Here is a 22,734-nt window from a genome sequence, read left to right on the forward strand (position 1 = left end):
CTAACTTCGGCTTTAGTTAAAGGTACTTCAAATAGATACCGTTTGGATAAGCAGCAAAATTTCGTTCTCAAGGGAGAATACGCAGAGTATATAGCTGATTTTCAACGTAGTTTAACAACCGTGAATCACTATGTCTCAAATCAGCGTCGCGCCTAACGACCTGCGGCCAAGGCCTACAAATTCTCGCTGAACAAGCATCTTGAAGTAACTTGGGTATATAGGGACATATTCACTGCGTTTTTGCGGATTATTTATACGCTATGGCTTGTCTAAGGCTCAGGTTAGCTAGGCTAAACTATCAGCCTAGCTACCACATGCTTATGCCAGCACCACAAATAACGCGATACCCAATGCCAAACGATAAATAACGAAAGGCAGCATCCCCATCTTTTCAATCACTTTTAAGAAGAAGGTGATACAGATAAGGGCGCTGATATAAGCCAACAAAGCCCCCACTATCATGGCAAACCAATCAACCGCCTCACCAGAGGTGATTAGCTTCAAGGTTAAATAACTTCCCGCCAAAAAAATCAACGGGATGGACAATAAGAAAGAGAAACGCGCCGCCGCTTGTCGTGTCATGCCTAAAAACAAACCCGCCGTCATGGTCACACCAGAGCGAGATGTTCCTGGAATTAACGCCATGGCTTGGGCAAAACCAATCAGCAATACCGTTTTCCAACCTAGCTGATATTCAGTTACTTGTTGTTTAGCTAATTTATCTGCCAGTAACAGCAGTAAACCAAACACTATGGTAGTGGTCGCAATCACGTAGCCACTGCGCAAGTAAGTCTCAATAAAGTCTTTGCCAAACAAGCCAAATAGGCCCGCCGGGATGGTGCCTAAAATTATCCACCAAGCAAGCTTACTGTCTTGATTATGTTGACGCTTTAACACCGAGCCGGTCCACGCAACAGCCATGGTGGAAACCTCACGGCGAAAATACTGCACCACCGCAATCAAGGTACCAACGTGCACCGCAACATCAAACGCGAGGCCTTGGTCTTGCCAGCCTAAAATTTGCGAGGGCAATATTAGGTGCGCCGAGCTAGAGATAGGTAAAAATTCCGTTAAGCCCTGTACAATGGCCAGCACCACTATTTCAAGCATGGTCATGCTAATTGTTCCTTCCTGACGTGTTCCAAATAAAAGGGATTTTCCACAGTTTTTGTGAAGATTTGTCGTAATTTTGCCAGAGCGTGCGGTAATTTTTTCCTAAAATAGGATGAACGCTCTCCGGCGCTAACTCAGCAAGCGGCCACAGCACAAAGGCATTATGAGGAATTTCCTCACGAGGCAGTTGCACGCCTTGATCTGTGATCAAGTCGTCATACAGCAATAAATCGAGATCTAAAGTACGCGGCGAAAATTTACGTGAATCAGGCGTACGACCATGTTCAAGTTCAATTTGCTTGAGGTAGCTAGCCACTTGCGCCGCTGATAATTGGGTTTGTGCGCCCACCACCAAATTATAAAATGCACTGCCGTTAAAACCGACGGCTTCGCTTTCAAACACAGATGAAATGCTTAGCTCACCAAACACAGCGGCCATCGCGTCTATCCCCGCTTGAATATAATAAGCGCGGTCGATATTAGAGCCAACGCTAATATATATTTGCGCCATTACAAGGAGGTACCTTGGCCATTAAAGTTACCTCGGGTAATTTGCACGCCCACATTTGCAGCCATTGGCACCGCACCGGGTTTGCTTAAGGTTAACTGTAATCCGGGCACGTTAAACTCAGCCAAAATCATTGTCGCTACTCGCTCAGCCATGGTTTCGATTAACTCAAAGGTATGATTTTGGGCAAATTCAACAATGCGTTGCGATAACACGGCATAATCCAAGGCTAAAACTATATTGTCATCTTGGGCTGCGGGGCGATTATCAAAGGCTAACACCAAGTCAAATACCAGCTTTTGCTTAATGGTCTTTTCCCATTCATATACACCTATGGTGCACAAGACTTCCAAAGAGTTAATAAAAACGCGATCCATTTTGCTTTCCTGACTGTTTGATTTTTTTGGCCGAGAAGGGCTACCACCGCCCAATAATTAAGCGTATTATCGGTAGGCAATTTAAGAGCGGCGATAATAGCGCAAAAAGCCAAGAAGGAAAAACAGCATTTTATGACTGCCACCGTCATTGTCTTTATTTTTTTAGCCTACTTACTGGGCTCAGTCTCCAGTGCTGTTTTAATCTGCCGATTAAAAAAACTTCCCGACCCTCGCCTTCATGGCTCCAACAACCCCGGCACCACCAATGTACTGCGATTAGGCGGGCCACAAGCTGCGGCTTGGGTGTTGTTAGCCGATTTACTAAAAGGAACCTTGCCGGTTTATTGCGCTTATTGGGCCGGTTTTGAGCCCGTCTATATTGGCTTGGTGGGTGTCGCGGCTTGTTTAGGCCACATTTATCCCATTTTCTTTCATTTTAAAGGCGGCAAAGCGGTCGCTACCTCAATGGGAGCCATGTTACCTTTGGGCATGGATATCGCGGGGGCGTTGGTTGGCTGTTGGCTGCTAGTTGTAGCGCTAAGTGGTTATTCATCGTTGGCCGCAATTATCACCGCGTTGCTTGCGCCTTTGTTTACTTACCTTATTAAGCCTGAATATACCCTGCCCGTTTCTATGCTGGGCTGCTTAGTCATTTTGCGCCACCATGAAAATATAGCGCGCCTCTATCGAGGCACCGAGCTAAAGATTTGGCGTAAATTTTCGATGGACAAGCATGAAACTCAGCAAGAAACCAAATCGACGACAAATAAGCAAACGGATAAATCTCAATAAACGCCAACCGTTTGCTATCGGTTTAGTTCTAGCTTTAGTTTCAGCTATGTACCCGAGGCTATGCCAAAGGCGCTAAGGTATCAATCGGCCAACGAGGCTTGGCTTGAATGCTTAAACTTTCCACTTGCCCAGCCTTTAAACGCTGCATCCCCGCATAGGCAATCATAGCGCCGTTGTCGGTACAAAATGCAGGGCGCGGATAATAAACCTTGCCGCCACGTTTTTGCATCATCACATCCAATTGCTCACGTAATTGTTTGTTCGCGCTCACGCCGCCGGCAATAACCAAGGACTTTAAGCCGGTTTGATCTAAAGCACGACGGCACTTGATAGCCAAGGTATCAATCACCGCATCCTGAAACGCATAAGCAATATCGGCGCGGGTCTGCTCATCATCCCCTTCGCTGCGAATAGTATTAGCGGCAAAGGTTTTCAAACCACTGAAGCTGAAATCTAATCCCGGTTTATCTGTCATCGGCCTTGGGAAGGTAAAACGCCCCGGAGTCCCCTGCTCGGCTAACTTAGCCAATAACGGCCCACCTGGATAATCCAGTCCCATTAATTTAGCTGTTTTATCAAATGCTTCACCTGCGGCGTCATCAACACTTTCACCTAACACCTCATATTCACCTATGCCCTGCACGTTCACCATCATGCTATGGCCGCCCGATACAAGTAAGGCAAGAAAAGGAAACTCAGGACGCTCATCTTCTAGCATCGGCGCTAATAAATGACCTTCCATATGATGCACCGCTACAGCAGGGACATTCCATGCATATGCAATACTGCGACCTATGGTTGCTCCAACCAATAAGGCGCCAACGAGCCCAGGACCTGCGGTATAAGCAATACCGTCAATATCATCTTTAGTGCAATTTGCCTCGGCTAACGCTTCTTTAATCAAAGGAATGGTTTTACGAACGTGATCACGAGACGCTAATTCGGGGACCACACCACCATAATCAGCGTGCAGCTTCACCTGACTGTATAAACGATGAGCCAGTAAACCAAGCTCATCATCATAAATGGCCACGCCGGTTTCATCACAGGACGTTTCAATTCCTAAAATTCGCATTTTCACACCTCAAAAATAGAGTTAGCCATTCAACACATCAAAATTTGCATCCACATCAGGGCAAACACAGGCTAAAATTTGGCGCTAGTGTAACGATTCACAGCTTTTTTCTCCAGAGACAATTAATAGGGGGTTTACAAATGCCCCCTAATAGGATTAAAATTCCGCACCATTTTTAAACAGACTGGTCAATCTACGACCGGCTTCACACAACACCCTGAGGTGATGGGCATATGCCAGTAATAAAAGTACGTGAAAACGAACCGTTTGATGTTGCACTACGTCGCTTTAAGCGTTCATGCGAAAAAGCAGGTATCCTTTCTGAAGTTCGCCGTCGCGAATATTTCGAAAAACCGACTACCGTTCGCAAACGCGCTAAAGCTTCTGCAGTTAAGCGTCACTTGAAAAAGCTAGCTCGCGAAAACGCACGTCGCGTTCGTCTTTACTAATAAGGCGTTCGTAATGACCTTGAAAGAGAAGTTGCAAGACCAACAAAAAGCAGCGATGCGTGCCAAGGATAAAATCCGTTTAGGTGCAATTCGTATGCTAATGGCGGCCATTAAACAAAGCGAAGTCGATAACCAAGTTGAGTTATCTGACGAAGAAATTATCACTGTTATCACTAAAATGGTGAAACAGCGTAAAGATTCTATCGCTCAGTTTGAAGCAGCAAATCGTCAAGATCTAGCCGATAAAGAATCTGAAGAGCTGAGTGTTCTTCAAGAATTCTTACCTCAACCTCTTAGCGAGGAAGAAGTTGACAGCATTATCGCTGCTGCACTGGAATCTACCGGTGCACAAGGTATGCAAGATATGGGCAAGGTAATGGCGGCGATCAAAAGCCAAATTCAAGGTAGAGCGGACATGGGACAAGTAAGCGGCAAAATTAAAGCCAGTTTATCTTAATCTCATTCTAAGCTGATTGAACAAGCCGCGACTTTTTCGAAAGTGTGCGGCTTGTTTGTTTCTGACGTTTTATTTCTGCTGTTTTTACTGCTAGGTTATCAGCTTAACGCGATAATAGTGCAAACCAAAAGCACACCATATGGCTTGCTTAACATCAGCGGCTGATTGATTTCATTTAGTTTTTTGAGGGTTTATGGCAGGCAGGATCCCACGCGATTTTATCGATACCCTTCTCACTCGCACCGATATCGTTGATCTTATCGACAGCCGAGTAAAACTAAAAAAAGCCGGGCAAAACTATCAGGCTTGTTGTCCGTTTCACAACGAAAAATCCCCGTCCTTCACGGTTAGCCCCAATAAGCAGTTTTATCATTGTTTTGGCTGTGGTGCTCACGGCAATGCCATTAGCTTTGTAATGGAATATGATGGCTTAGAATTTCCCGATGCCATCGAAGAGCTAGCCAGTATGCATGGTTTAGATGTACCACGCGAACAAGGCACTGGCCCAGCCCCAACCCCCGCACAAATTCAAGGCAAAAAAGATCTTTACCAAGTGATGGAGCAAATTGCTCGCTTTTATCAGCAGCAATTGCGTGGTCAAGCTCATAGTCAACGCGTGATTGACTACCTTAAAGGCCGCGGCCTAAGCGGTGAAATTTGCCAACAATTTGGCATCGGCTTTGCCCCCGATGGCTGGGATGAAGTGAAAAAACGCTTCGCACCTAATCGCGATAGTCAGGCACAATTGATTGAAGGGGGGATGCTGATAGAAAAAGACGGCGGCGGTAGCTATGACCGTTTTCGTGATCGTGTGATGTTCCCAATTCGAGATCGCCGTGGTCGCGTCATCGGTTTTGGTGGTCGCGTACTGGGTGATGGCACGCCCAAATACCTCAACTCACCCGAAACCCCCATTTTTCATAAAGGGCGAGAGTTATACGCCCTTTATGAAGTAAAAAAAGCCCACAAAGACGTCGCCAAAATATTAGTGGTTGAAGGCTATATGGATGTCGTTGCCTTGGCGCAATTTGGCATCGACTATGCTGTCGCTTCCCTTGGTACCAGTACCACACCCGAGCACATGCAAACCTTGTTTAGAACCACCGACGAAGTGATCTGTTGTTATGATGGTGACCGCGCCGGACGCGCCGCCGCATGGCGCGCTTTAGAAAACGCCCTACCCTTACTTCAAGATGGTAAATCGTTGAAATTTATGTTTTTGCCTGATGGTGAAGACCCAGATTCCATGGTGCGACAAGAAGGTAAAGAAGCCTTCGAACAACGGCTCGCAAAGGCTACACCGTTATCTGACTTTTTGTTTGATAATTTATTACAGCAAGTGGATATGGGCAGTCGCGATAGTAAGACCAAGTTAGCCCAACTGGCCATGCCATTGATCGCGAAACTGCCTAATAACGTATTTAGCCATATGATGAAGGAAAAATTAGCAAATTTACTGGCTATCGATCTCGCTGGCTTAGAAAAATTATTACCTTCATCAGATACAACCGAGCAAGAAGTAAAGCCTAAACGAGCTCAGCAGCCTAAAGTGACCCCGATGCGAATGGCGGTGGCCTTGATTGTCCAATATCCACAATTGGCGAGTGATTTGCCGCCAATGCCAGAATTGGCTGAACTTAACCTAGCTGGCAGTGGCCTTTTTTCACAATTACTTGAAAAGTGCCAACAACATCCCCATATCACAACAGGTCAGTTATTAGAAGATTGGCGAGGCACAAAAGAAGGTCAACAACTGGCAAAATTGGCCATGTGGGACCATCATATTGAAGCACCACAAATTGAAGCGGTGTTTTTAGACACGTTAGATAAGTTACTCGCAACGTATATCGAGCAAAAAGAAGAAGCATTACTTGCTAAAGCACGAACAGGCCAGCTGAGCTTAGAACAAAAAAAACAGCTCAGTGAACTGATTCAAAGTAGAAAGTTATCATCTTCTAACTAGTAAATTTAGCGCAAAGGCATTATAATCGCGCCCTTGCATTTTTGCACCAATCCTTAAACCCTAATCGGATGGAGTCTATGGAGCCAACCCCTCAGTCTCAGTTAAAACTTCTGGTTACCAAAGGTAAAGAACAAGGCTTCCTTACTTACGCCGAAGTTAATGATCACTTACCCCAAGACATCGTCGATTCTGATCAAATTGAAGATATCATTCAAATGATTAACGACATGGGTATTCAGGTAGTAGAAAACGCACCTGACGCCGATGATCTTATGTTATCTGAAGATACCGCAGATGAAGATGCGGCTGAAGCAGCTGCTCAAGCACTTGCCTCTGTGGAATCAGAAATTGGTCGTACTACCGATCCTGTTCGCATGTACATGCGCGAAATGGGCACAGTTGAACTATTAACCCGTGAAGGCGAAATTGACATCGCCAAGCGTATCGAAGAAGGCATTAATCTTGTCCAAACTTCGGTTTCCGAATACCCAGAAGCAATCCATTACCTACTTGAGCAATGGGATCGCTACGAAGCGGAAGAAATCAAGCTAAGCGACATCATTTCAGGCTTTATTGACCCAAATGAAGCTGAAACCTTAGCCCCAACTGCGACGCACATTGGTTCTGAATTGTCAGATGATGATCTCGATGACGAAGATCTTGATGACGACGATGATGACGAAGATAGCAGTGACGATGATGAAGGCGATAAAGGCCCAGACCCAGAAGAAGCACGTGAAAAATTTGCAGCCCTACGTACTGCGCACGACAACTTACTAGCGGTTATCGAAAAATCAGGCCGTCAAAGCCCAGAAGCCAAAGCAGCCATTGGCGATCTAGCGGAAGTATTTAAAGAATTCCGTTTAGTACCTAAGCAATTTGACCGCATGGTAAGCAACATGCGCTCAATGATGGATCGCGTTCGTGTTCAAGAGCGTCTTATCTTAAAAATGGTTGTTGACCAATGTAAGATGCCTAAGAAAGCATTCGTATCCGTATTCCCAGGTAACGAAACTGACCGAACTTGGTTAGAGAATGCCATCGCCGAAGGCAAGTCTTATAGCGATTCATTAGCCGTACTACGCGACGAAATTTTGCGTTGTATCGTGAAAATGGCCTCGGTTGAAGAAGAAACCGGCCTAAACATTACCGATATTAAAGACATCAACCGACGCATGAGCATAGGTGAAGCGAAAGCTCGCCGTGCTAAAAAAGAAATGGTTGAAGCGAACTTACGTCTGGTAATTTCAATCGCGAAAAAATACACCAACCGTGGCCTACAATTCTTGGATCTAATCCAAGAAGGTAACATTGGCCTAATGAAAGCGGTTGATAAGTTTGAATACCGCCGTGGTTACAAGTTCTCAACTTACGCCACATGGTGGATCCGTCAAGCTATTACGCGTTCGATTGCAGACCAAGCACGCACCATACGTATTCCGGTTCACATGATTGAAACCATCAACAAACTGAACCGTATCTCACGTCAAATGCTACAAGAGATGGGCCGCGAACCAACTCCTGAAGAATTGGCAGAGCGTATGATGATGCCGGAAGACAAGATCCGTAAGGTATTAAAAATTGCCAAAGAGCCAATCTCAATGGAAACGCCAATTGGTGATGATGAAGATTCGCACTTAGGTGATTTCATCGAAGATACAACCATCCATTTACCAGTTGACTCGGCCACCAGCGAAAGCCTAAAAAATGCGACTAACGACGTATTAGCTGGCCTAACCGCACGTGAAGCCAAAGTACTACGGATGCGTTTTGGTATCGACATGAATACCGACCACACCCTAGAAGAAGTGGGTAAACAATTTGACGTAACCCGTGAGCGTATTCGTCAAATTGAAGCCAAAGCATTACGTAAACTGCGCCACCCAAGCCGCAGTGAACAACTACGCAGCTTCTTAGACGAGTAACTTCTCGTTATTTCTGTGATTAAAAATACCAGCCTAGCGCTGGTATTTTTTTGCCAAAATTTCAGCTCCAATAAGCTAACCAAACGATAACCTCCGTAAACTGAACATAAAATCAGCAAACGATCTGGCAGTGGTAGACACAGGCAAACTAGCTATATATAATCTCCCCCGCTTAATAAGAACAATAAAACGACCTTTTATCTCATCGGCTTGCAGCTCATTTGGCTGAGCTAAGATAAGGATGTCGAGACAGAAGTCTAGCGCTTCTGCAACCTTAAAGAGCAACAATAAGGCCCCTTAGCTCAGTTGGTTAGAGCACCCGACTCATAATCGGTAGGTCCACAGTTCAAGTCTGTGAGGGGCCACCAAATTTATCAAGCACTTAGCGAAAATCTCGCTAGGTGCTTTTCTTTATCTGGCTCTAACAGGTCGGGTTAAGCACAAGCCAAAATGTTTCGTGAATAGAAATTTCAATCTCCCGACTCGTAGAGGGAGGTTCAAGCAATAATTCATTCATATATCGGTGAATTTACTGAATATGTGGTTTAGCGCAATATTCTTCATCTTCAAATCTTTTAACTCCCATCTAGCTTTATGTAAACTGTGAATATTTTTATAATGAGTTAAAGTAATTATGCCCTTTAGAATTCAGAGTGTAACCATTGATAATAAAGAGCATGAGCTTTCTAGTCTCCCTGTTAATGATGAGAACTACATCACAGTAATCGACGCATCCGTCGCCTTTTTGAAAAGAGCTGAGGCAGCTTGGGAAACCGTGAAATGGTCTCTTAACTCGGGCGATAGGGGGTAGCCGCGCTGGTAGCGGTATAAATTGCCACTTTCCCTTTCATCTTTTATGCGCGTGAGCGCTCAATTAACCAGTTAACTGAGCGCTTAACTAATAAATCAGTAAAGCGAATAATTTCTATACATTAGGCACACTGAAGCTGCATTTTCTTCCCACGCCTCTTAATACGCAAACTGACATTAACTAATTTATCTAACTCGACTGGGAGATCACTAAATTTTTTATCGGAAATCTGCTGAAAAATAGCAAGCGAACCTGGGTAAACCAGAGTTTCATAGCCAGACGATATCATATAACAAGTCTCAGCTAGCTCCTCAAGGACATACTCTGACGACAGCTGAATTGCGCGATTGGGCTGCACTATATGCTGCCGTGCAATAAACTGGTCAGCAAAATGCTCAACGGCACTCCTAAACTCAATATCTTGTTCAAAGATCGTCTTTAACACCGAAAGGTAGCCCAGCACTTCAGGTAAATGATAAATTTCAGATCCACGAACAAGATCGAAAGGTTTGCCTGTTTTGCTATTTCTTAAAATATGCCCCTGAGAACTGAGAAAAGAATTTCCAAGGTTGATTGCATGGTTAAAGCTTTCCTCTCGAGTAAAATCATTATTCATTTGTAGCGTTAAACGGTGAACATGGTCACCGAGGAGAAAGCAGCAGTCAGAGTACCTATTTGACACGAAGTCAATTATTGATTGAAGTTTATGTCCAATGAAGACGGGGCTTTCTAGGCTTATGCCGACAAAACATTTTGTGTTGTGATTTGATGTGCCACGCGCAGACGCGGGTGAAACTAGACGAACTTCTGCTTTATAGCGAAACGAATGGTCGCTGGTTGAAAATGGTGAAGCTGTTTCATTAGCCATTAAATTGCCCTACATGTGTCCAAAACCTGATGGCACGTAGCATGCAGCTTCAAAACATACTGTACTATTACATTACTCTTAAGTGCCTTTCTAATAGCGTGCATACAATCATATAAAAAGGCTAAAAAACGACAAAAGAAATAACAAATTATAACTTTAAAAACAATTAATTAAATGTGAACACCAAGAAAATGCATTGGCACAGAAAGAGTTGCCTCAGAATGCAATCGCTGAGCGCACTATTTACTCCGCTCTGGTTCTTTTACTGTAACAAACTCAAGCTTAGTAACGGGGTGTTGCACCATCATCACCGAATCTTGATGAAATAGTTTCGCATATACTCGTGCGACAGCTTCAGCATCTGTCACTCTGTTTGCCTTTAGTACTATGGTCACAATTTTTGAGCGCTCAGGCTCGCCTTGCCAATATCCGACCGAATCCACTACGTTAAAACCTTCAAAGCGGCTGGCAATGTGCTCAGTCATAAATGTATCCCATTGCTTTAGCGACACCCCTCCACCCGTTGGTAAAGACAAGCCAAAATATAGTTGCACGCTGTAATAATCACTGGCAAAAACTCGCAATGGGCAAAAAACCAGAATGAATATCAGCGCAAGACGAACATAATGAGCTTGGTTAAGCATGGTTTTTCCTTTGTAAAACTTGGAAGGCACACACCAGCAAGCAGCCAGTGTGCGATGAATTAGAAAGGGGGGATTTAAATCCCTCTTAAATAGCCTCTTTTGCGGCCACACTCCATTTCCCATTGCACACCGTATTGATCACGCCAATAGAAAAATGACATGGGAAAAGGCGCAAGCACCATAGGTGGCCCTTGCTCATCATCTTCATGGCCATCGGGATAACGCACCATTTCAACACCTGGCTGGTCTTTTAGATAATTGAAAGCTTCCATAATATCGTTTACCTCAAGAGCGGTATGACGTACACCGCCCATATCATGGGTGTTTTTCTTGGTGATAGTTTGCTCACCTTTCGGTGTGTAATAACGCATTAGCTCAAGGTAAAGGCCGGCGGTCGGGTGACGTAAAAAGCGGATATCAACATCAACTTTACCATTGCTAAAACCTGCATCTTTAGCAAAAGAGGCCAATGTTAAATGCGGATAATCCATGATTTCACCCGCTTCATCATAGGCCTGTTCAAAGCCAAGGGTTCGCTGATAAAACGCGGTCGCTTCATCAACGTCGTCCACTATGATATTTAAGTGCGACACGGCAGCAATGTACTTAGCCGGATCATTGGGGTTAATGATCCTTGATAGCAGAGATTGCTTAAAGTCGCCGACCACATGCGTACAATAAAGCACCGAATAGGGGCTTTGGCATTCCGGGGATGCAATGAGATAAGGCTTATATTGCTCTGGTGTGCCAAAGCGGGCACCTTTGGTATCATCGGCGGCAATACGAAACTCTACCGCTAATTTTTGCCATTGGTATCGATTTGGGTTTATCGCAAACCCGGCAGCCAGTGCCGCTATCGGCGAAAATCCTTGCGCGCCATAATCTTGCGTCCATCTATTTAGCCAAGGCTGTGAATGCTCAGCTAAATATTCGCCAACGCCATGACTTTCCTCTAATGCAGTTACATCAGCTTGGGTTACACACACTTGGCTAGCTAACTCAAATGGCGTCAACACCACAGGAATATCACTTGCTAATACGACTCGCGCAGCATCCACATCTAACTCAAAGCCCATATCAGCAAATGGCGTTTGCTGTTTAGGGCCAGCAATAAAAGCCGAATGCTCACTGGCGCGTCCAGCCACCCAAATAAGCTGCTCTATCTTGTTGGTTAATTCAGGATAAAGCAGGATAAGCGTGGCAATATTGGTCAACGGCCCCAGTGCCACCAGCGTCATCGGCTCTTGACGTAATGATTGCGCTAAACGCTCCACCGCTTGATTAGACTTCACCTCGCTGATATTGAGGGCTTGAGCAGCACCTGTCGCAACAGGTAAAGCAACCGGGCCAAAACGGTTCGCTAACATTTTGGCAAGTTGAGATGCAGTGAGTGTATCTGTCTCGCCAAACACGCTACTTATGCCCTGCACCTTTACATTACTGCTATTAAAAAGACTAAGCAGCGCATAAGCATTATCTATCTTGCATGATTGCCCTGCTTCGTTTGCCGTGCCTATCGCGAGGTTAGTGTCTACCCACACCCGCTTTTTACTCAGTGCATCCAATAACGTTTTCGTCACCAGCGCAACAGAAGCGGGGTTTTGCCCGGTGATCAGGCCCTTTTCCGAACGTACAAATTGCGCATTCGGTTGCCCACACTGATAATTTGCCCCTTGCTCAACCAAGGCATCTTCTAAGTGATAAGGTAAGGCTTCAATATATTGCGGTGGAGTTAAGGTTTCTTCGGCGTCCGAGAAGGCGGTTAGTTTTAAGCCTGTAACCAACGCACTGCCATCCGGCTTTTTTGCTGACAGAAGTCCTGTTGGGCCATGGCAAACACCCGCAATTAACTTTTGCGCGGCGTAAAATTCACTCACCACTCTGGCTAAGCCACGACTTTGCTTAAAATCCCACAAGGTGCCATGGCCACCGCAAAGAAACAAAGTAGTGAAAGGGGTAACATTCACTTCATCAATCAGCAAAGTATCGTCTAGTAAAGACATAGCAAAATCAGATGCTAAAAAGCGCTTAACGGCTGGCGTTGCAAACTCCCCTTGGGCGCTAAGAGGATCTGCACTGGCTTTACCCCCTTTTATCGAAGCTATGCAGACTTCATATCCTGCATCGTACAGCCCCCAAAAAGGGGTCGCTAATTCATCAAACCAAAACCCTGTTTTTTGACCTGTATCGTCAAGTTCAGTATGGCTAGTGACAACTAATAGTGCTTTTTTGCTAGCTCGGCTGTTGTTATCTTGTTTCACTCGCACTTGTCTTCCTTACTCATTACTTAGTCCTACTCACCACTTGGTTACGCCCTAGATTTTTGGCTTCATATAACGCCTTATCGACGCGCACCAAAGCTGTATCTAGCGTATCTGTTGCTGATAGAGGGGTAACTCCAATACTAACTGTCACTGTGCCTGCTTGAGGGTGAGCATATTGAGCCAGAGCTTGCGCAATACGCTCGGCGTGCGCATTGGCACCTACGAGATCGGACTGGGTTAGCACCAAAAACTCTTCGCCCCCCCAACGCCCAGCCACATCCACTCGTCGAATAGCATGTTGGATCATTTTGGCAACATTAATTAATACCTCATCCCCTACATCATGGCCGTAACTGTCGTTAACTTGCTTAAAATAATCGACATCTAGCATCAAAACACAGGCAGGCTGCAGCGGCAATGTGGTTAAACTTGCTTGAAGTTGTTCTTCCATATAACGGCGGTTATAGATACCTGTTAGCTGATCTGTGATCGATAACAAATACAGTTCATTATTCTTTTCAACAAGCAACTGGTTAGCATGACGTAATTTCTGCGTTCGTTCATTCACCAATACTTCTAAATTTTTATTTAAACCTTGTAAATCAAGGTACATTCGCGCGTTTTCTAATGAAATAGCCGCCTGAGCTGCCAAAATTTGTAAGGTATACACCCGCTCCGGCATAAAAGCCTCAGCGAGGTGATTGTTTTCAAGATATATAATCCCCGTTAGCTTATTTTGGCGCACAATGGGCACACATATAATCGCAACACCATTATGCTTTTTCAGGTAAGGGCAACGATCAAATTGCTCATCGTGCTGTTTCGGCGAGTAAAGCACTAACTGTTTAGTATTAATCACAAAGCGCACTATGCTAAGAGACAAGCAAGTTGACTGAGCATAAGATTGCCCGAGTTCAATCTTTATCTCCCCTCCCTCCTTGGCACTGCTTGCATTCGAGATAATAAAATCATCTTCTTGATTTAACAGTAGTAACCCGCGCGTTGCGCCAGCATTTTCCACCGCTAAACTGAGCAACTGGTCGGTTAATACGTCAATATTGATGTGCTGAGAAATCGCCTGTGATGCTTTTAGCACTGTGCCGATATCAAGGGCAGTTGAAAAATCATGGCTCCCTAAGGTGGAATCATCCGTGCCAAACAAGCCAGATAAGCCTTGCAACTCGGGCGCTAAACCGGCGTAATTTGCCTTCATCCACTGAACTTTACCCTTAGCACCCCATTGTTCAAAACCCGCCATAGCCCGCTTTAAGTAGCTCACGGCTTGATAAGATTTATTTAAGGTCAGCCAGAATAAGCCGGTAAACTCATCACACAAGGCCGCATCAAACAAAAAATGCCCAGCTAGGGCTGCTTCACGCGCCAACTCATAATGGTCAAATGCGGCCATGGTTTGGCCATCTAAGCGCAGCCACTCAGCTTGAAGTAACAGGTATTTATGCTTGAAGTTGTGAGGACACAACTGCGCCCACACGGCAAACTTATCGACCAAATGCTGCAGCAAATTGAGCTGCTCAGCCTTGGCCTCACCGCTTAATTGATGACAAGTGGCACTTAATTGCAAGCCAACAAACCAACAACTATCTACCTGTATAATCTGCGCCTGTACGGTGGCTTCAATGACAGCTAAGCGTTGCATTAACAATTCGGCTGACTGGTATTGCTGAGCCAGTAAATCCAATCTCAACTGGGCATAATAAGTATGGCCAAGAAAGAAGGGCGCATCTTGATATTGGCTAAGTAATTCGGAGGTCTTAAAGCAACCATCATCCAAGGTGGCAAAGTACTGCGTTTCGCCGCGTAAATGCTTTAAAGGTTGGCTGACGATGATAGTAAGTAACTGAGCAACATCATCCAGTTTGTTGGTTTGCAGGTAATGCTCACTTTCCTTAACTTGTTCGGCCACTTCAATTAAGGGTGCCCCGGATGCAAACAGCAAATGCGGCTTTTGCAAAAACACCCAACCCGCATAAGGCGAGCCGGATTCTAATGACAATTTTGATGCCTGATGCCAATAGTGATAGCTCGATTTTAAAGGCTCAAGCCAGTGATTAATGCCTAACGAAAAAACATGATAGGTATAGTTTTGAAATGCAGGGTTTTGGTATTTATCGGCTAAACGCACGGCCAAGCGACCTATGGCATGACCTTCACGATATTGGCCACTTGAACACAAAATAGTAGCGTAGTTAATGTAGCCAGCAGAGGTTACAAAACAATTGCCTTGCTCCATAGAGATCCGGGCACTGATAGCTGCGGCAACCGACAATAACGGGCCACGACCAAGCAAATAACTGTCAACGAATAAATCAAACAACAATTCATGGGTTAACACAAAGTGCGCTTCGTCTACTTCACCTTGATGGTATAGCCGCTCCACATCATTGCGCTGTAGCAAAGCGTTTATTTGCTGCTGTTGCTCAGCAAACATAGTGAGCAAAGCATCATCATCATCGGGTAAATCGATGCCCAACAAGGCCAGCGCGGCGCGCTCTTGAGCGACTGACTCTAGGTATAAGCCTTGGTGATGATATTGTTTAGCTCTGATATTACAAAGCTTAAGCTTGGCCTCCACCGGCGTAACCTGCTGCTCTAAACTTTGATACAGGGCATGCGCTTGGGCAAAATCCCCCACGAGATAACAAGCCTGTGCTAATTGAGTTTCAAGCTCTATCATACGCTCGGTATTATCAGGCTCGGCTAATTGCACCAACAAGCTCTGAGCTTGTTTTAAGCAGCTATAAGTCACACTAAATGCAGCTGATGCCTTGGCTTTGGCCGCCGCTTGAATATTTAATTCAACCAGCTTGTCACGTTCAGTCTCAGTTGCCAGCGTACAACCTTGATTTAAATGCTCAACAGCATCAAATAGAGCTTCCAGCTCGATATTGTCTTGCAGTAACTGCCAACCTATTTGCCAATGAGCCTGAATTTTCTGCTGCTCAGACAAGCAGGTATAGGCGGCTTGTTGCACTCGGTCATGGCTAAAACTGAACGCAACATCCGGTAATGGGTTACCGGCCTCTGTGGTCAACAATTCAAAATCATCATCAAGGGGCTGGATCAACCCTACGCTCACGCAAGGTACCAATAAAGTAGCCAACTTAGCGCGAGCTAAATCACTCAAGCTAACCAGCAAATCCAAACTAAAGGTATTACCAATGCAGCTGGCCAAACGTAATAAGCCCAAGGTCGCTTCGGGCAACTCAAGCATATATGCTCTTAACATTTCCAACGAGCTATGCATTTGCGGCAGCTTGGCTACCTCTTTAAGTGAGCAAGCCCAAGTGTTTGTTTCCTTGTTGAAAGATAAGTGCCCTTGATGATGCAACGAGGCAAGCATGGTTCTGAAAATAAGAGGATTACCCTGCGCTCGTTGACGTAATATGGTCACTAGCTGTGCTATATCAACATCCGCAGGGGTCACTGTGTCTTGCACCAATTCAATAAATGCAGATTCTTCTAGCTCACCTAATGCAATCGACAACACATTCTCGCAAGTGGCCTTTAAATTGGGCATAGATAAACTCAGAGGATGAGTTTGGCTGACTTCGTTGTCTCGATAAGCGGCGATCAACATTAACGAAGAATCGGCCAAGGTCGGTGCCATAGCTTCAAACAAGGCTAAACTGGGCGGGTCTATCCACTGTAAATCATCAATGAAAATCACTAAGGGGTAACGTGTATGCCCTAAGCTGTGGATTAAATTATGAAACGTAGTACTAAATCGTGTGGATGCCGCCTCGACCGATAGGGTAGCCAGTTTAGGCTGCGGGCCTAGCAACAAAGCCAACTCAGGGATCACATCAATAATGACTTGACCATTGCCGCCCACGCCTTGCAGGATTTTATCGCGCCAATAATCAATCAAGGCCACCGGCTCTGCTAATAATTGCCTAACCAAGCTAGTCAGCGCCTGCAGCAAAGCTGAATAGGGCTGGTGTCGCATCACTTGATCATACTTACCGCTAACAATATAACCGCCCTTGCCTGCCAAAGGCCGGGATAACTCACGGATCAGTGATGTCTTTCCTATTCCAGCGGGACCAGAAACAAATACTAAATGGCCATTCCCTTCACTCACCTGATCAAAGGCCTTCAGTAACACCGAGGTTTCTTGCTCCCGACCATACAATTTGTCCGGCAGGATAAACCAGTCATTGACATCATCTTGAGCTAAGACAAAGTCATCAATTCGTTTATGCTGCTGCCACTGCGCTAAGCAATGGCGTAAATCAGCAGCGATGCCTTGCGCACTCTGATAGCGATCATCGGGCGACTTACTCATTAACTTAATGATAAGCCGAGCTAAAGCATGGGGGATCTCAGGGTTAATCCTATCAGGCAAGGGGGGCTCGACCGCAATATGACAATGAATAAGCTCATTGTTATCCGATGTGGTAAACGGCAAACGCTGGGTAAAGAGCTCGTAAAACAAAACACCTAACGAATAAAAGTCGGTACGAAAATCAAGCCCTCGATTCATTCGCCCTGTTTGTTCGGGCGACATATAAGGCCTTGAACCTTCAATAAACTTGGGCTTAATGACTTGCCGAGCGCGATTTGGCAACTCTAGCGCAGAACAAAAATCAATTAAGCTCACCTTACCCGTTGCCGGATCAATAATCACATTACCGGCCGAAATATCTCGGTGACAGAAATGTTGCTGATGCACGCAGCTCAATATATCTGTAAGCTGAATGGCGATATTAAGTGATTGAGTTAATGAAGGTTTAGTCTCTTGTTCATACTGGCGCAGTGAAATCCCCTCTAACCACTGCCTTACTAACACCAATGAGTTTTTGTGCTCTATACAGTCAAAGGCTTGAGGTAGGCCGTCACAGGTGAGGGTGTGTAAGATGCTATGTTCACGCTTTAATGCGGATAACTGACGAGGATCGGGAAAGTCTTGGTTAGGCGTTTTTAACATCACCTGAGCCTGATCTGTTTCTCGTAAAGCACGATACACTCGGCTTTGCTGCGCCAAGTGAACCAACTCAATGTCAGTATATCCCTTTAAATCCATTTTGTTTCCATATACAGCAATAGATTAACAACCTAATTGAACTAAATTAGTATTTCTTTTGGGTTAGTTTTACCAGCTTATCAGCTGATTGACTGTATCGGCAGGATCTTTGTTTTTTTGATCGCTAATTCATGCAGATCTTCACAATAATGCTTTAAGTGGATGTGCTCTTGTACTTGTGGGAGCTGCAGTCATGCAGCTATTATCTCTAACACTTAGTGTTTTTGTGGGAGAATTTATTCCGCGAATAGGGTGAGAATATTCGCGGTTTAAAAAAACCGATCCCACAGGTTCAGCACCTACCCTCCCCCCTAGCAACATAAACCAAGCATTAATGCCTCAATTTCACAAATGATTTTCCACCTTATGGGATAATCGCCCTTTCCTGCTTGGATTACACTTTAGGTACTACTCGGTATTGGTTTGGATTGGCTTAACACGACCTAAGTCCACTGAGATTTCACAGCATTCAACCTAAAGGTAACGTTATGGCTGCAGCCTTTTATCAGCATATCCAACAACAGCTTGTTGCACTTAAAGAACAAGGTTTATATAAATCAGAGCGCGTGATCACCTCGCAGCAGCAAGCACAAATCGCCATCAGCAGCGGTGAACAAGTTCTTAATTTCTGTGCTAATAACTACTTAGGCTTGGCCAATCACCCTGAGCTGATTAAAGCCGGCTGTGATGGCATGGAGCAACACGGTTTTGGCATGGCCTCGGTGCGCTTTATCTGTGGCACCCAAGACATTCATAAGGAGCTTGAGCACAAGCTATCGCAGTTTTTGGGCAAAGAAGACACCATTTTGTACACCTCGTGTTTTGATGCCAATACCGGATTGTTTGAAACCATTTTAGGCGCAGAAGACGCGATTATTTCTGACGCTCTTAACCATGCCTCCATCATAGATGGCGTACGCCTGTGTAAGGCCATGCGCTACCGCTATGCCAACAATGATATGCAGGCATTAGAAGAGCAATTAATCGCGGCCGATGCCGCAGGCGCAAAAACCAAATTGATTGTCACCGATGGCGTGTTTTCCATGGATGGCATCGTGGCTAACTTGCCTGCTATTTGTGATTTAGCCGATAAATATGATGCCCTCGTGATGGTGGATGATTCTCACGCGGTGGGCTTTATGGGCGAGCATGGCCGCGGCACCCACGAATATCACAATGTAATTGATCGCATTGATATTATTACCGGCACACTGGGTAAAGCCATGGGCGGCGCATCGGGCGGTTATACCTCAGGTAAAAAAGAGCTAGTCGATTGGCTGCGCCAGCGCTCTCGCCCTTATTTATTCTCTAACTCGTTAGCCCCCGCTATCGTCAATGCTTCAATTAAAGTAATTGATTTGTTGGCACAAAGTGATGACTTACGTGACCAACTTTGGGCTAATGCCAGCCATTTTCGCACTCGCATGGCAGCGGCGGGCTTTACCCTAGGCGGCGCCGATCATGCCATCATTCCAATCATGTTAGGTGACGCTAAAGTGGCCGCTGAATTTGCCGAGCGCGCCTTAGCTAAAGGCATCTACGTAATTGGCTTTTCTTTCCCTGTGGTGCCACAAGGACAAGCGCGCATTCGCACTCAAATGTCTGCCGCGCACAGCCGCGAACAACTCGACCAAGCCATTGACGCCTTTATTGCCGTTGGCCAAGACATGGGACTAATCAAATGACCATAAAAGCACTCGCCAAGCTTCACGCCGAGCCAGGTATTTGGATGACCCAAGTCGAAATGCCTGAGCTGGGTCACAACGATCTGCTGATCAAGATCCGCAAAACCGCCATTTGTGGCACCGACATTCATATTTACAACTGGGATGAATGGTCGCAAAACACCATTCCCGTGCCTATGGTCATCGGCCACGAATACGTGGGCGAAGTGGTGGGCATAGGCCAAGAAGTACGCGGCTTTGCCCTGGGCGATCGCGTATCGGGCGAAGGCCACATCACCTGCGGCCATTGTCGTAACTGTCGCGGCGGCCGCACCCACTTATGCCGTAATACCGTGGGCGTGGGTGTGAATCGCACCGGCGCGTTCTCTGAGTATTTAGTGATCCCGGCTTTTAATGCTTTTAAGATCCCTGCTGGCATTTCGGATGATTTAGCATCAATCTTTGACCCCTTTGGTAACGCCGTGCATACCGCACTATCATTTGATTTAGTGGGTGAAGACGTATTAATCACAGGTGCTGGCCCAATTGGCATTATGGCCGCAGCGGTAGCCAAACACGTGGGCGCGCGCCATGTGGTGATCACCGATGTGAACGAATACCGTCTTGAACTGGCCAGAAAAATGGGTGTGACACGCGCCGTCAATGTCGCCAACGAATCACTTGAAGATGTGATGAAAGAGCTTGGCATGACAGAAGGCTTTGACGTTGGCCTTGAAATGTCTGGCGTACCCAGCGCGTTCAACGCCATGTTGCAAACCATGAACCACGGCGGCCGCATCGCCCTCCTAGGCATTCCACCATCGGATATGGCCATTGATTGGAGCCAAGTGATCTTTAAAGGCTTAGTGATCAAGGGCATTTATGGCCGTGAAATGTTTGAAACTTGGTACAAGATGGCAAGCCTTATTCAATCAGGCTTGGATTTGACCCCAATCATCACCCATCATTTTAAGGTAGATGACTTCCAACAAGGCTTCGACACCATGCGCAGCGGGGCTTCGGGGAAAGTGATACTTGATTGGAGCTAGCGGCTATTAGAGGTTAATAACCATCTATTTAAGAGGCAACTGACTACTGTAAAAAACACTAGAATGGCGAAAACAACCCTAGATTGCCCATAAAAAAGCCCCAATTTAGCCCCAAAGCGCAAGTAAATTAGCCTCAAAAAACCTTGGGGCTAATTTTTCTTTTTTAATATTACATTTCAATTGGTTATATGAAAAAAGTAACTATTCAAACGCTAACTAACTGATCCACTAGATGACTAAATAGCCCCAACACGACTTGTCATGAGAAAAAGAATGTTTGCGGTGGCACAGAAATGAAGTAATAAATTAGCACTAAAGACAATGGAATGAGGCAGCTACACTCTCATCAAGTCTAAGAGTGCAGCTTATAGTTTATTTCAGTGTTTCTATATGGGCTTTTTCAAGCTCTTGCCAAGCACGGTCAGACTCTTTTTTATTCGATTCGGTAAGCCATTTACCGTAAATTTTGGCTACCATAGTAATATCTGCATGCCCCATCTGCTGTGCAAGATAGCTGATATTGACGTTAGCATGAGTGATCATCCAGCTCGCATAGGTATGCCGCAACTGATATTGATTTCGGTATTCAATGCCCGCATTATCACACAAGCTTTTCCACATTCGACCTAAGCCTCGATTTCCGTAGTAATCAAAATCGCTGCATTTTTGTGCTCGCACCACTTTGGGATTAAAAACAAAGTGCAGTTTTTCTTTCCTAAAAGTGTTACCGGGCAATTCAACATCATACTCTGCCACGGGAAGTGAACCAGTAAGAAGAAATTGAGACTTCAATGCTTCAACAGCGGGTGGCATTAGGTCAACATATCTTTCTTTATCAGTCTTAGTCGTCTTCAATCCTCGGTCTACATAGGTCGAACGACGGATATGAATTGTGCGGTTCTCTAAATCTACGTCTTCCCATGCCAACGCACACAGTTCTCCGGTTCGAATGCCAGTATATGCAAAAATAATAACGATATTTTTATGCTGAAGTTGGTAACTACTATCAATAGCTTTCTTAACTTCAACTAACGAGAAAGGTCTAGTGTCAACGTCGCTTTCTTTTACTCGCTCCAACACATGCGACAGGTCTTTCTCGATATACTCCATTTTGTATAGCCAAGCGATAAAAGCATTTATCGTGACAAGGTTTCGGTTGATGGTTCTTCCTGTACGATCTTTGACTAATTCATTTTTAAATAGAATTAATGAACGAGGTGATAAAGTGCCACAACTTCTGTTCTTGCCATACACTTCACAAAAATCCCGTAGCACCCATTCATAACGCTGAAAGGTAGAGCGCCTTACATCATGTGACTTTGATTGAAGAAATAGCTTTGCTGCCTCACTAATAGTTTGTGAGGCTGGCTTGCCGATAGCATGCCTAGAGTCAGGAAAGTGCTTTGCATAGCAAAATGTGCCAATTTTAATTTCATATAAAATAGTCTCTCGCTTGCTGTTGGCAAATTTTATATTTTGCTTGTTGATCTTCAGCCCTAGCGACTCTCTGTAACGCTTTCCTCGATAATAGAACACGATACGCAAGGTTAAGCCGTGGCATTCAATACCAGCTGGAAGATTCAGTGTTGAGTTCGATGCCATCGATTCCACTCCTCAATATCTGCCATCCATGTACCGTTCACTTTCATAAAAACGGTTGAAGGATAGACCCCTTCATATATCCGATTGCGCAATGTTTTTGCTGACAACCCAATTAGGCTCGCAGCTTTG

At 45.2% G+C, this 22,734-nt stretch carries 16 protein-coding genes and 1 tRNA gene; 8 read left to right on the forward strand and 9 right to left on the reverse strand.

Translation table 11 applies throughout. The features are described from left to right. Positions 1-318: 318 nt before the first annotated feature. Genes ACK8OT_RS12160 through folB form a run of 3 tightly spaced genes read right to left on the reverse strand, consistent with a single transcriptional unit; the run spans position 319 to position 1,998 of the window. A complete protein-coding gene (locus ACK8OT_RS12160; protein ID WP_410196790.1) occupies positions 319-1,116 on the reverse strand; it encodes an undecaprenyl-diphosphate phosphatase in 798 nt (265 codons plus the stop codon). 1 nt (position 1,117) lies between these two features. Continuing rightward, on the reverse strand, positions 1,118-1,624 hold the full coding sequence (folK, locus tag ACK8OT_RS12165; RefSeq protein ID WP_410196791.1) for a 2-amino-4-hydroxy-6-hydroxymethyldihydropteridine diphosphokinase: 507 nt from the start codon (positions 1,622-1,624) through the stop codon (positions 1,118-1,120). Next, positions 1,624-1,998, reverse strand: coding sequence for a dihydroneopterin aldolase (gene folB / locus ACK8OT_RS12170; RefSeq protein WP_410196792.1), 375 nt, complete (start codon positions 1,996-1,998; stop codon positions 1,624-1,626). The genes folK and folB overlap by 1 nt, the downstream gene beginning before the upstream one ends. 132 nt (positions 1,999-2,130) lie before the next feature. Between folB and plsY the strand changes: the two genes are divergently transcribed. Then, a complete protein-coding gene (plsY, locus tag ACK8OT_RS12175) occupies positions 2,131-2,790 on the forward strand; it encodes a glycerol-3-phosphate 1-O-acyltransferase PlsY (RefSeq protein WP_410196793.1) in 660 nt (219 codons plus the stop codon). Between the two features lie 58 nt (positions 2,791-2,848). On the opposite strand, the gene tsaD is transcribed toward plsY, so the two are convergent. Continuing rightward, positions 2,849-3,865, reverse strand: a complete 1,017-nt coding sequence (tsaD, locus tag ACK8OT_RS12180) for a tRNA (adenosine(37)-N6)-threonylcarbamoyltransferase complex transferase subunit TsaD (RefSeq protein ID WP_410196794.1) — start codon at positions 3,863-3,865, stop codon at positions 2,849-2,851. A gap of 233 nt (positions 3,866-4,098) precedes the next feature. On the opposite strand from tsaD, the gene rpsU reads away from it, so the two are divergent. From rpsU to ACK8OT_RS12205, 5 genes are all read left to right on the forward strand, one after another. Beyond that, a complete protein-coding gene (gene rpsU, locus ACK8OT_RS12185) occupies positions 4,099-4,314 on the forward strand; it encodes a 30S ribosomal protein S21 (protein WP_119912023.1) in 216 nt (71 codons plus the stop codon). Between the two features lie 13 nt (positions 4,315-4,327). Then, on the forward strand, positions 4,328-4,771 hold the full coding sequence (locus ACK8OT_RS12190; RefSeq protein WP_410196795.1) for a GatB/YqeY domain-containing protein: 444 nt from the start codon (positions 4,328-4,330) through the stop codon (positions 4,769-4,771). 193 nt (positions 4,772-4,964) lie between these two features. Then, a complete protein-coding gene (gene dnaG / locus ACK8OT_RS12195) occupies positions 4,965-6,734 on the forward strand; it encodes a DNA primase (protein ID WP_410196796.1) in 1,770 nt (589 codons plus the stop codon). Between the two features lie 77 nt (positions 6,735-6,811). Continuing rightward, positions 6,812-8,659 carry an RNA polymerase sigma factor RpoD gene (gene rpoD, locus ACK8OT_RS12200; RefSeq protein WP_410196797.1) on the forward strand — a complete coding sequence of 616 codons (1,848 nt, stop codon included), beginning with the start codon at positions 6,812-6,814 and terminating at the stop codon, positions 8,657-8,659. A 291-nt stretch (positions 8,660-8,950) separates the two neighbouring features. Further along, a tRNA-Ile gene (locus tag ACK8OT_RS12205) sits at positions 8,951-9,027 on the forward strand. A gap of 564 nt (positions 9,028-9,591) precedes the next feature. Here ACK8OT_RS12205 and ACK8OT_RS12210 read toward each other — a convergent pair. The 4 genes from ACK8OT_RS12210 to ACK8OT_RS12225 all read right to left on the reverse strand — a co-directional run bounded on the left by ACK8OT_RS12210 (position 9,592) and on the right by ACK8OT_RS12225 (position 18,290). Then, on the reverse strand, positions 9,592-10,338 hold the full coding sequence (locus ACK8OT_RS12210; protein ID WP_410196798.1) for a tRNA-dependent cyclodipeptide synthase: 747 nt from the start codon (positions 10,336-10,338) through the stop codon (positions 9,592-9,594). Positions 10,339-10,577: 239 nt separating this feature from the next. After that, positions 10,578-10,982 (reverse strand): DUF3574 domain-containing protein, encoded by a 405-nt coding sequence (locus ACK8OT_RS12215; protein WP_410196799.1) that lies wholly within the window; start codon positions 10,980-10,982, stop codon positions 10,578-10,580. 74 nt (positions 10,983-11,056) lie between these two features. Beyond that, positions 11,057-13,249: a nucleoside hydrolase gene (locus ACK8OT_RS12220; RefSeq protein ID WP_410196800.1), complete on the reverse strand. Its 2,193-nt coding sequence runs from the start codon at positions 13,247-13,249 to the stop codon at positions 11,057-11,059. Between the two features lie 16 nt (positions 13,250-13,265). After that, positions 13,266-18,290 carry a diguanylate cyclase gene (locus ACK8OT_RS12225; RefSeq protein WP_410196801.1) on the reverse strand — a complete coding sequence of 1,675 codons (5,025 nt, stop codon included), beginning with the start codon at positions 18,288-18,290 and terminating at the stop codon, positions 13,266-13,268. Positions 18,291-18,778: 488 nt separating this feature from the next. On the opposite strand from ACK8OT_RS12225, the gene ACK8OT_RS12230 reads away from it, so the two are divergent. Continuing rightward, positions 18,779-19,975 carry a glycine C-acetyltransferase gene (locus ACK8OT_RS12230; protein WP_410196802.1) on the forward strand — a complete coding sequence of 399 codons (1,197 nt, stop codon included), beginning with the start codon at positions 18,779-18,781 and terminating at the stop codon, positions 19,973-19,975. Positions 19,976-19,977: 2 nt separating this feature from the next. Beyond that, the gene (gene tdh, locus ACK8OT_RS12235; protein WP_410196867.1) at positions 19,978-21,003 is read left to right on the forward strand and encodes an L-threonine 3-dehydrogenase; all 1,026 of its coding nucleotides are present in this window, start codon (positions 19,978-19,980) and stop codon (positions 21,001-21,003) included. A 372-nt stretch (positions 21,004-21,375) separates the two neighbouring features. Here the strand turns inward: tdh and ACK8OT_RS12240 are convergent, their stop codons facing one another. Continuing rightward, complete coding sequence (locus ACK8OT_RS12240) at positions 21,376-22,605, reverse strand: Arm DNA-binding domain-containing protein (protein WP_410196803.1); 1,230 nt, start codon at positions 22,603-22,605, stop codon at positions 21,376-21,378. Positions 22,606-22,734: the final 129 nt, after the last annotated feature.

Origin of the sequence: Motilimonas thetidivivens (assembly GCF_046452435.1) — a bacterium.
Classification (GTDB): domain Bacteria; phylum Pseudomonadota; class Gammaproteobacteria; order Enterobacterales; family CBDFNC01; genus Motilimonas.

Bases quoted from the DNA above. Each gene is read 5' to 3' on its own strand.
- ACK8OT_RS12190 (WP_410196795.1), top strand. From the start codon at position 4,328: ATGACCTTGAAAGAGAAGTTGCAAGACCAACAAAAAGCAGCGATGCGT.
- ACK8OT_RS12240 (WP_410196803.1), bottom strand. From the start codon at position 22,605: ATGGCATCGAACTCAACACTGAATCTTCCAGCTGGTATTGAATGCCAC.
- ACK8OT_RS12230 (WP_410196802.1), top strand. From the start codon at position 18,779: ATGGCTGCAGCCTTTTATCAGCATATCCAACAACAGCTTGTTGCACTT.
- ACK8OT_RS12215 (WP_410196799.1), bottom strand. From the start codon at position 10,982: ATGCTTAACCAAGCTCATTATGTTCGTCTTGCGCTGATATTCATTCTG.
- ACK8OT_RS12210 (WP_410196798.1), bottom strand. From the start codon at position 10,338: ATGGCTAATGAAACAGCTTCACCATTTTCAACCAGCGACCATTCGTTT.
- plsY (WP_410196793.1), top strand. From the start codon at position 2,131: ATGACTGCCACCGTCATTGTCTTTATTTTTTTAGCCTACTTACTGGGC.
- folK (WP_410196791.1), bottom strand. From the start codon at position 1,624: ATGGCGCAAATATATATTAGCGTTGGCTCTAATATCGACCGCGCTTAT.
- rpoD (WP_410196797.1), top strand. From the start codon at position 6,812: ATGGAGCCAACCCCTCAGTCTCAGTTAAAACTTCTGGTTACCAAAGGT.
- ACK8OT_RS12225 (WP_410196801.1), bottom strand. From the start codon at position 18,290: ATGGATTTAAAGGGATATACTGACATTGAGTTGGTTCACTTGGCGCAG.
- rpsU (WP_119912023.1), top strand. From the start codon at position 4,099: ATGCCAGTAATAAAAGTACGTGAAAACGAACCGTTTGATGTTGCACTA.
- dnaG (WP_410196796.1), top strand. From the start codon at position 4,965: ATGGCAGGCAGGATCCCACGCGATTTTATCGATACCCTTCTCACTCGC.
- folB (WP_410196792.1), bottom strand. From the start codon at position 1,998: ATGGATCGCGTTTTTATTAACTCTTTGGAAGTCTTGTGCACCATAGGT.
- ACK8OT_RS12160 (WP_410196790.1), bottom strand. From the start codon at position 1,116: ATGACCATGCTTGAAATAGTGGTGCTGGCCATTGTACAGGGCTTAACG.
- tsaD (WP_410196794.1), bottom strand. From the start codon at position 3,865: ATGCGAATTTTAGGAATTGAAACGTCCTGTGATGAAACCGGCGTGGCC.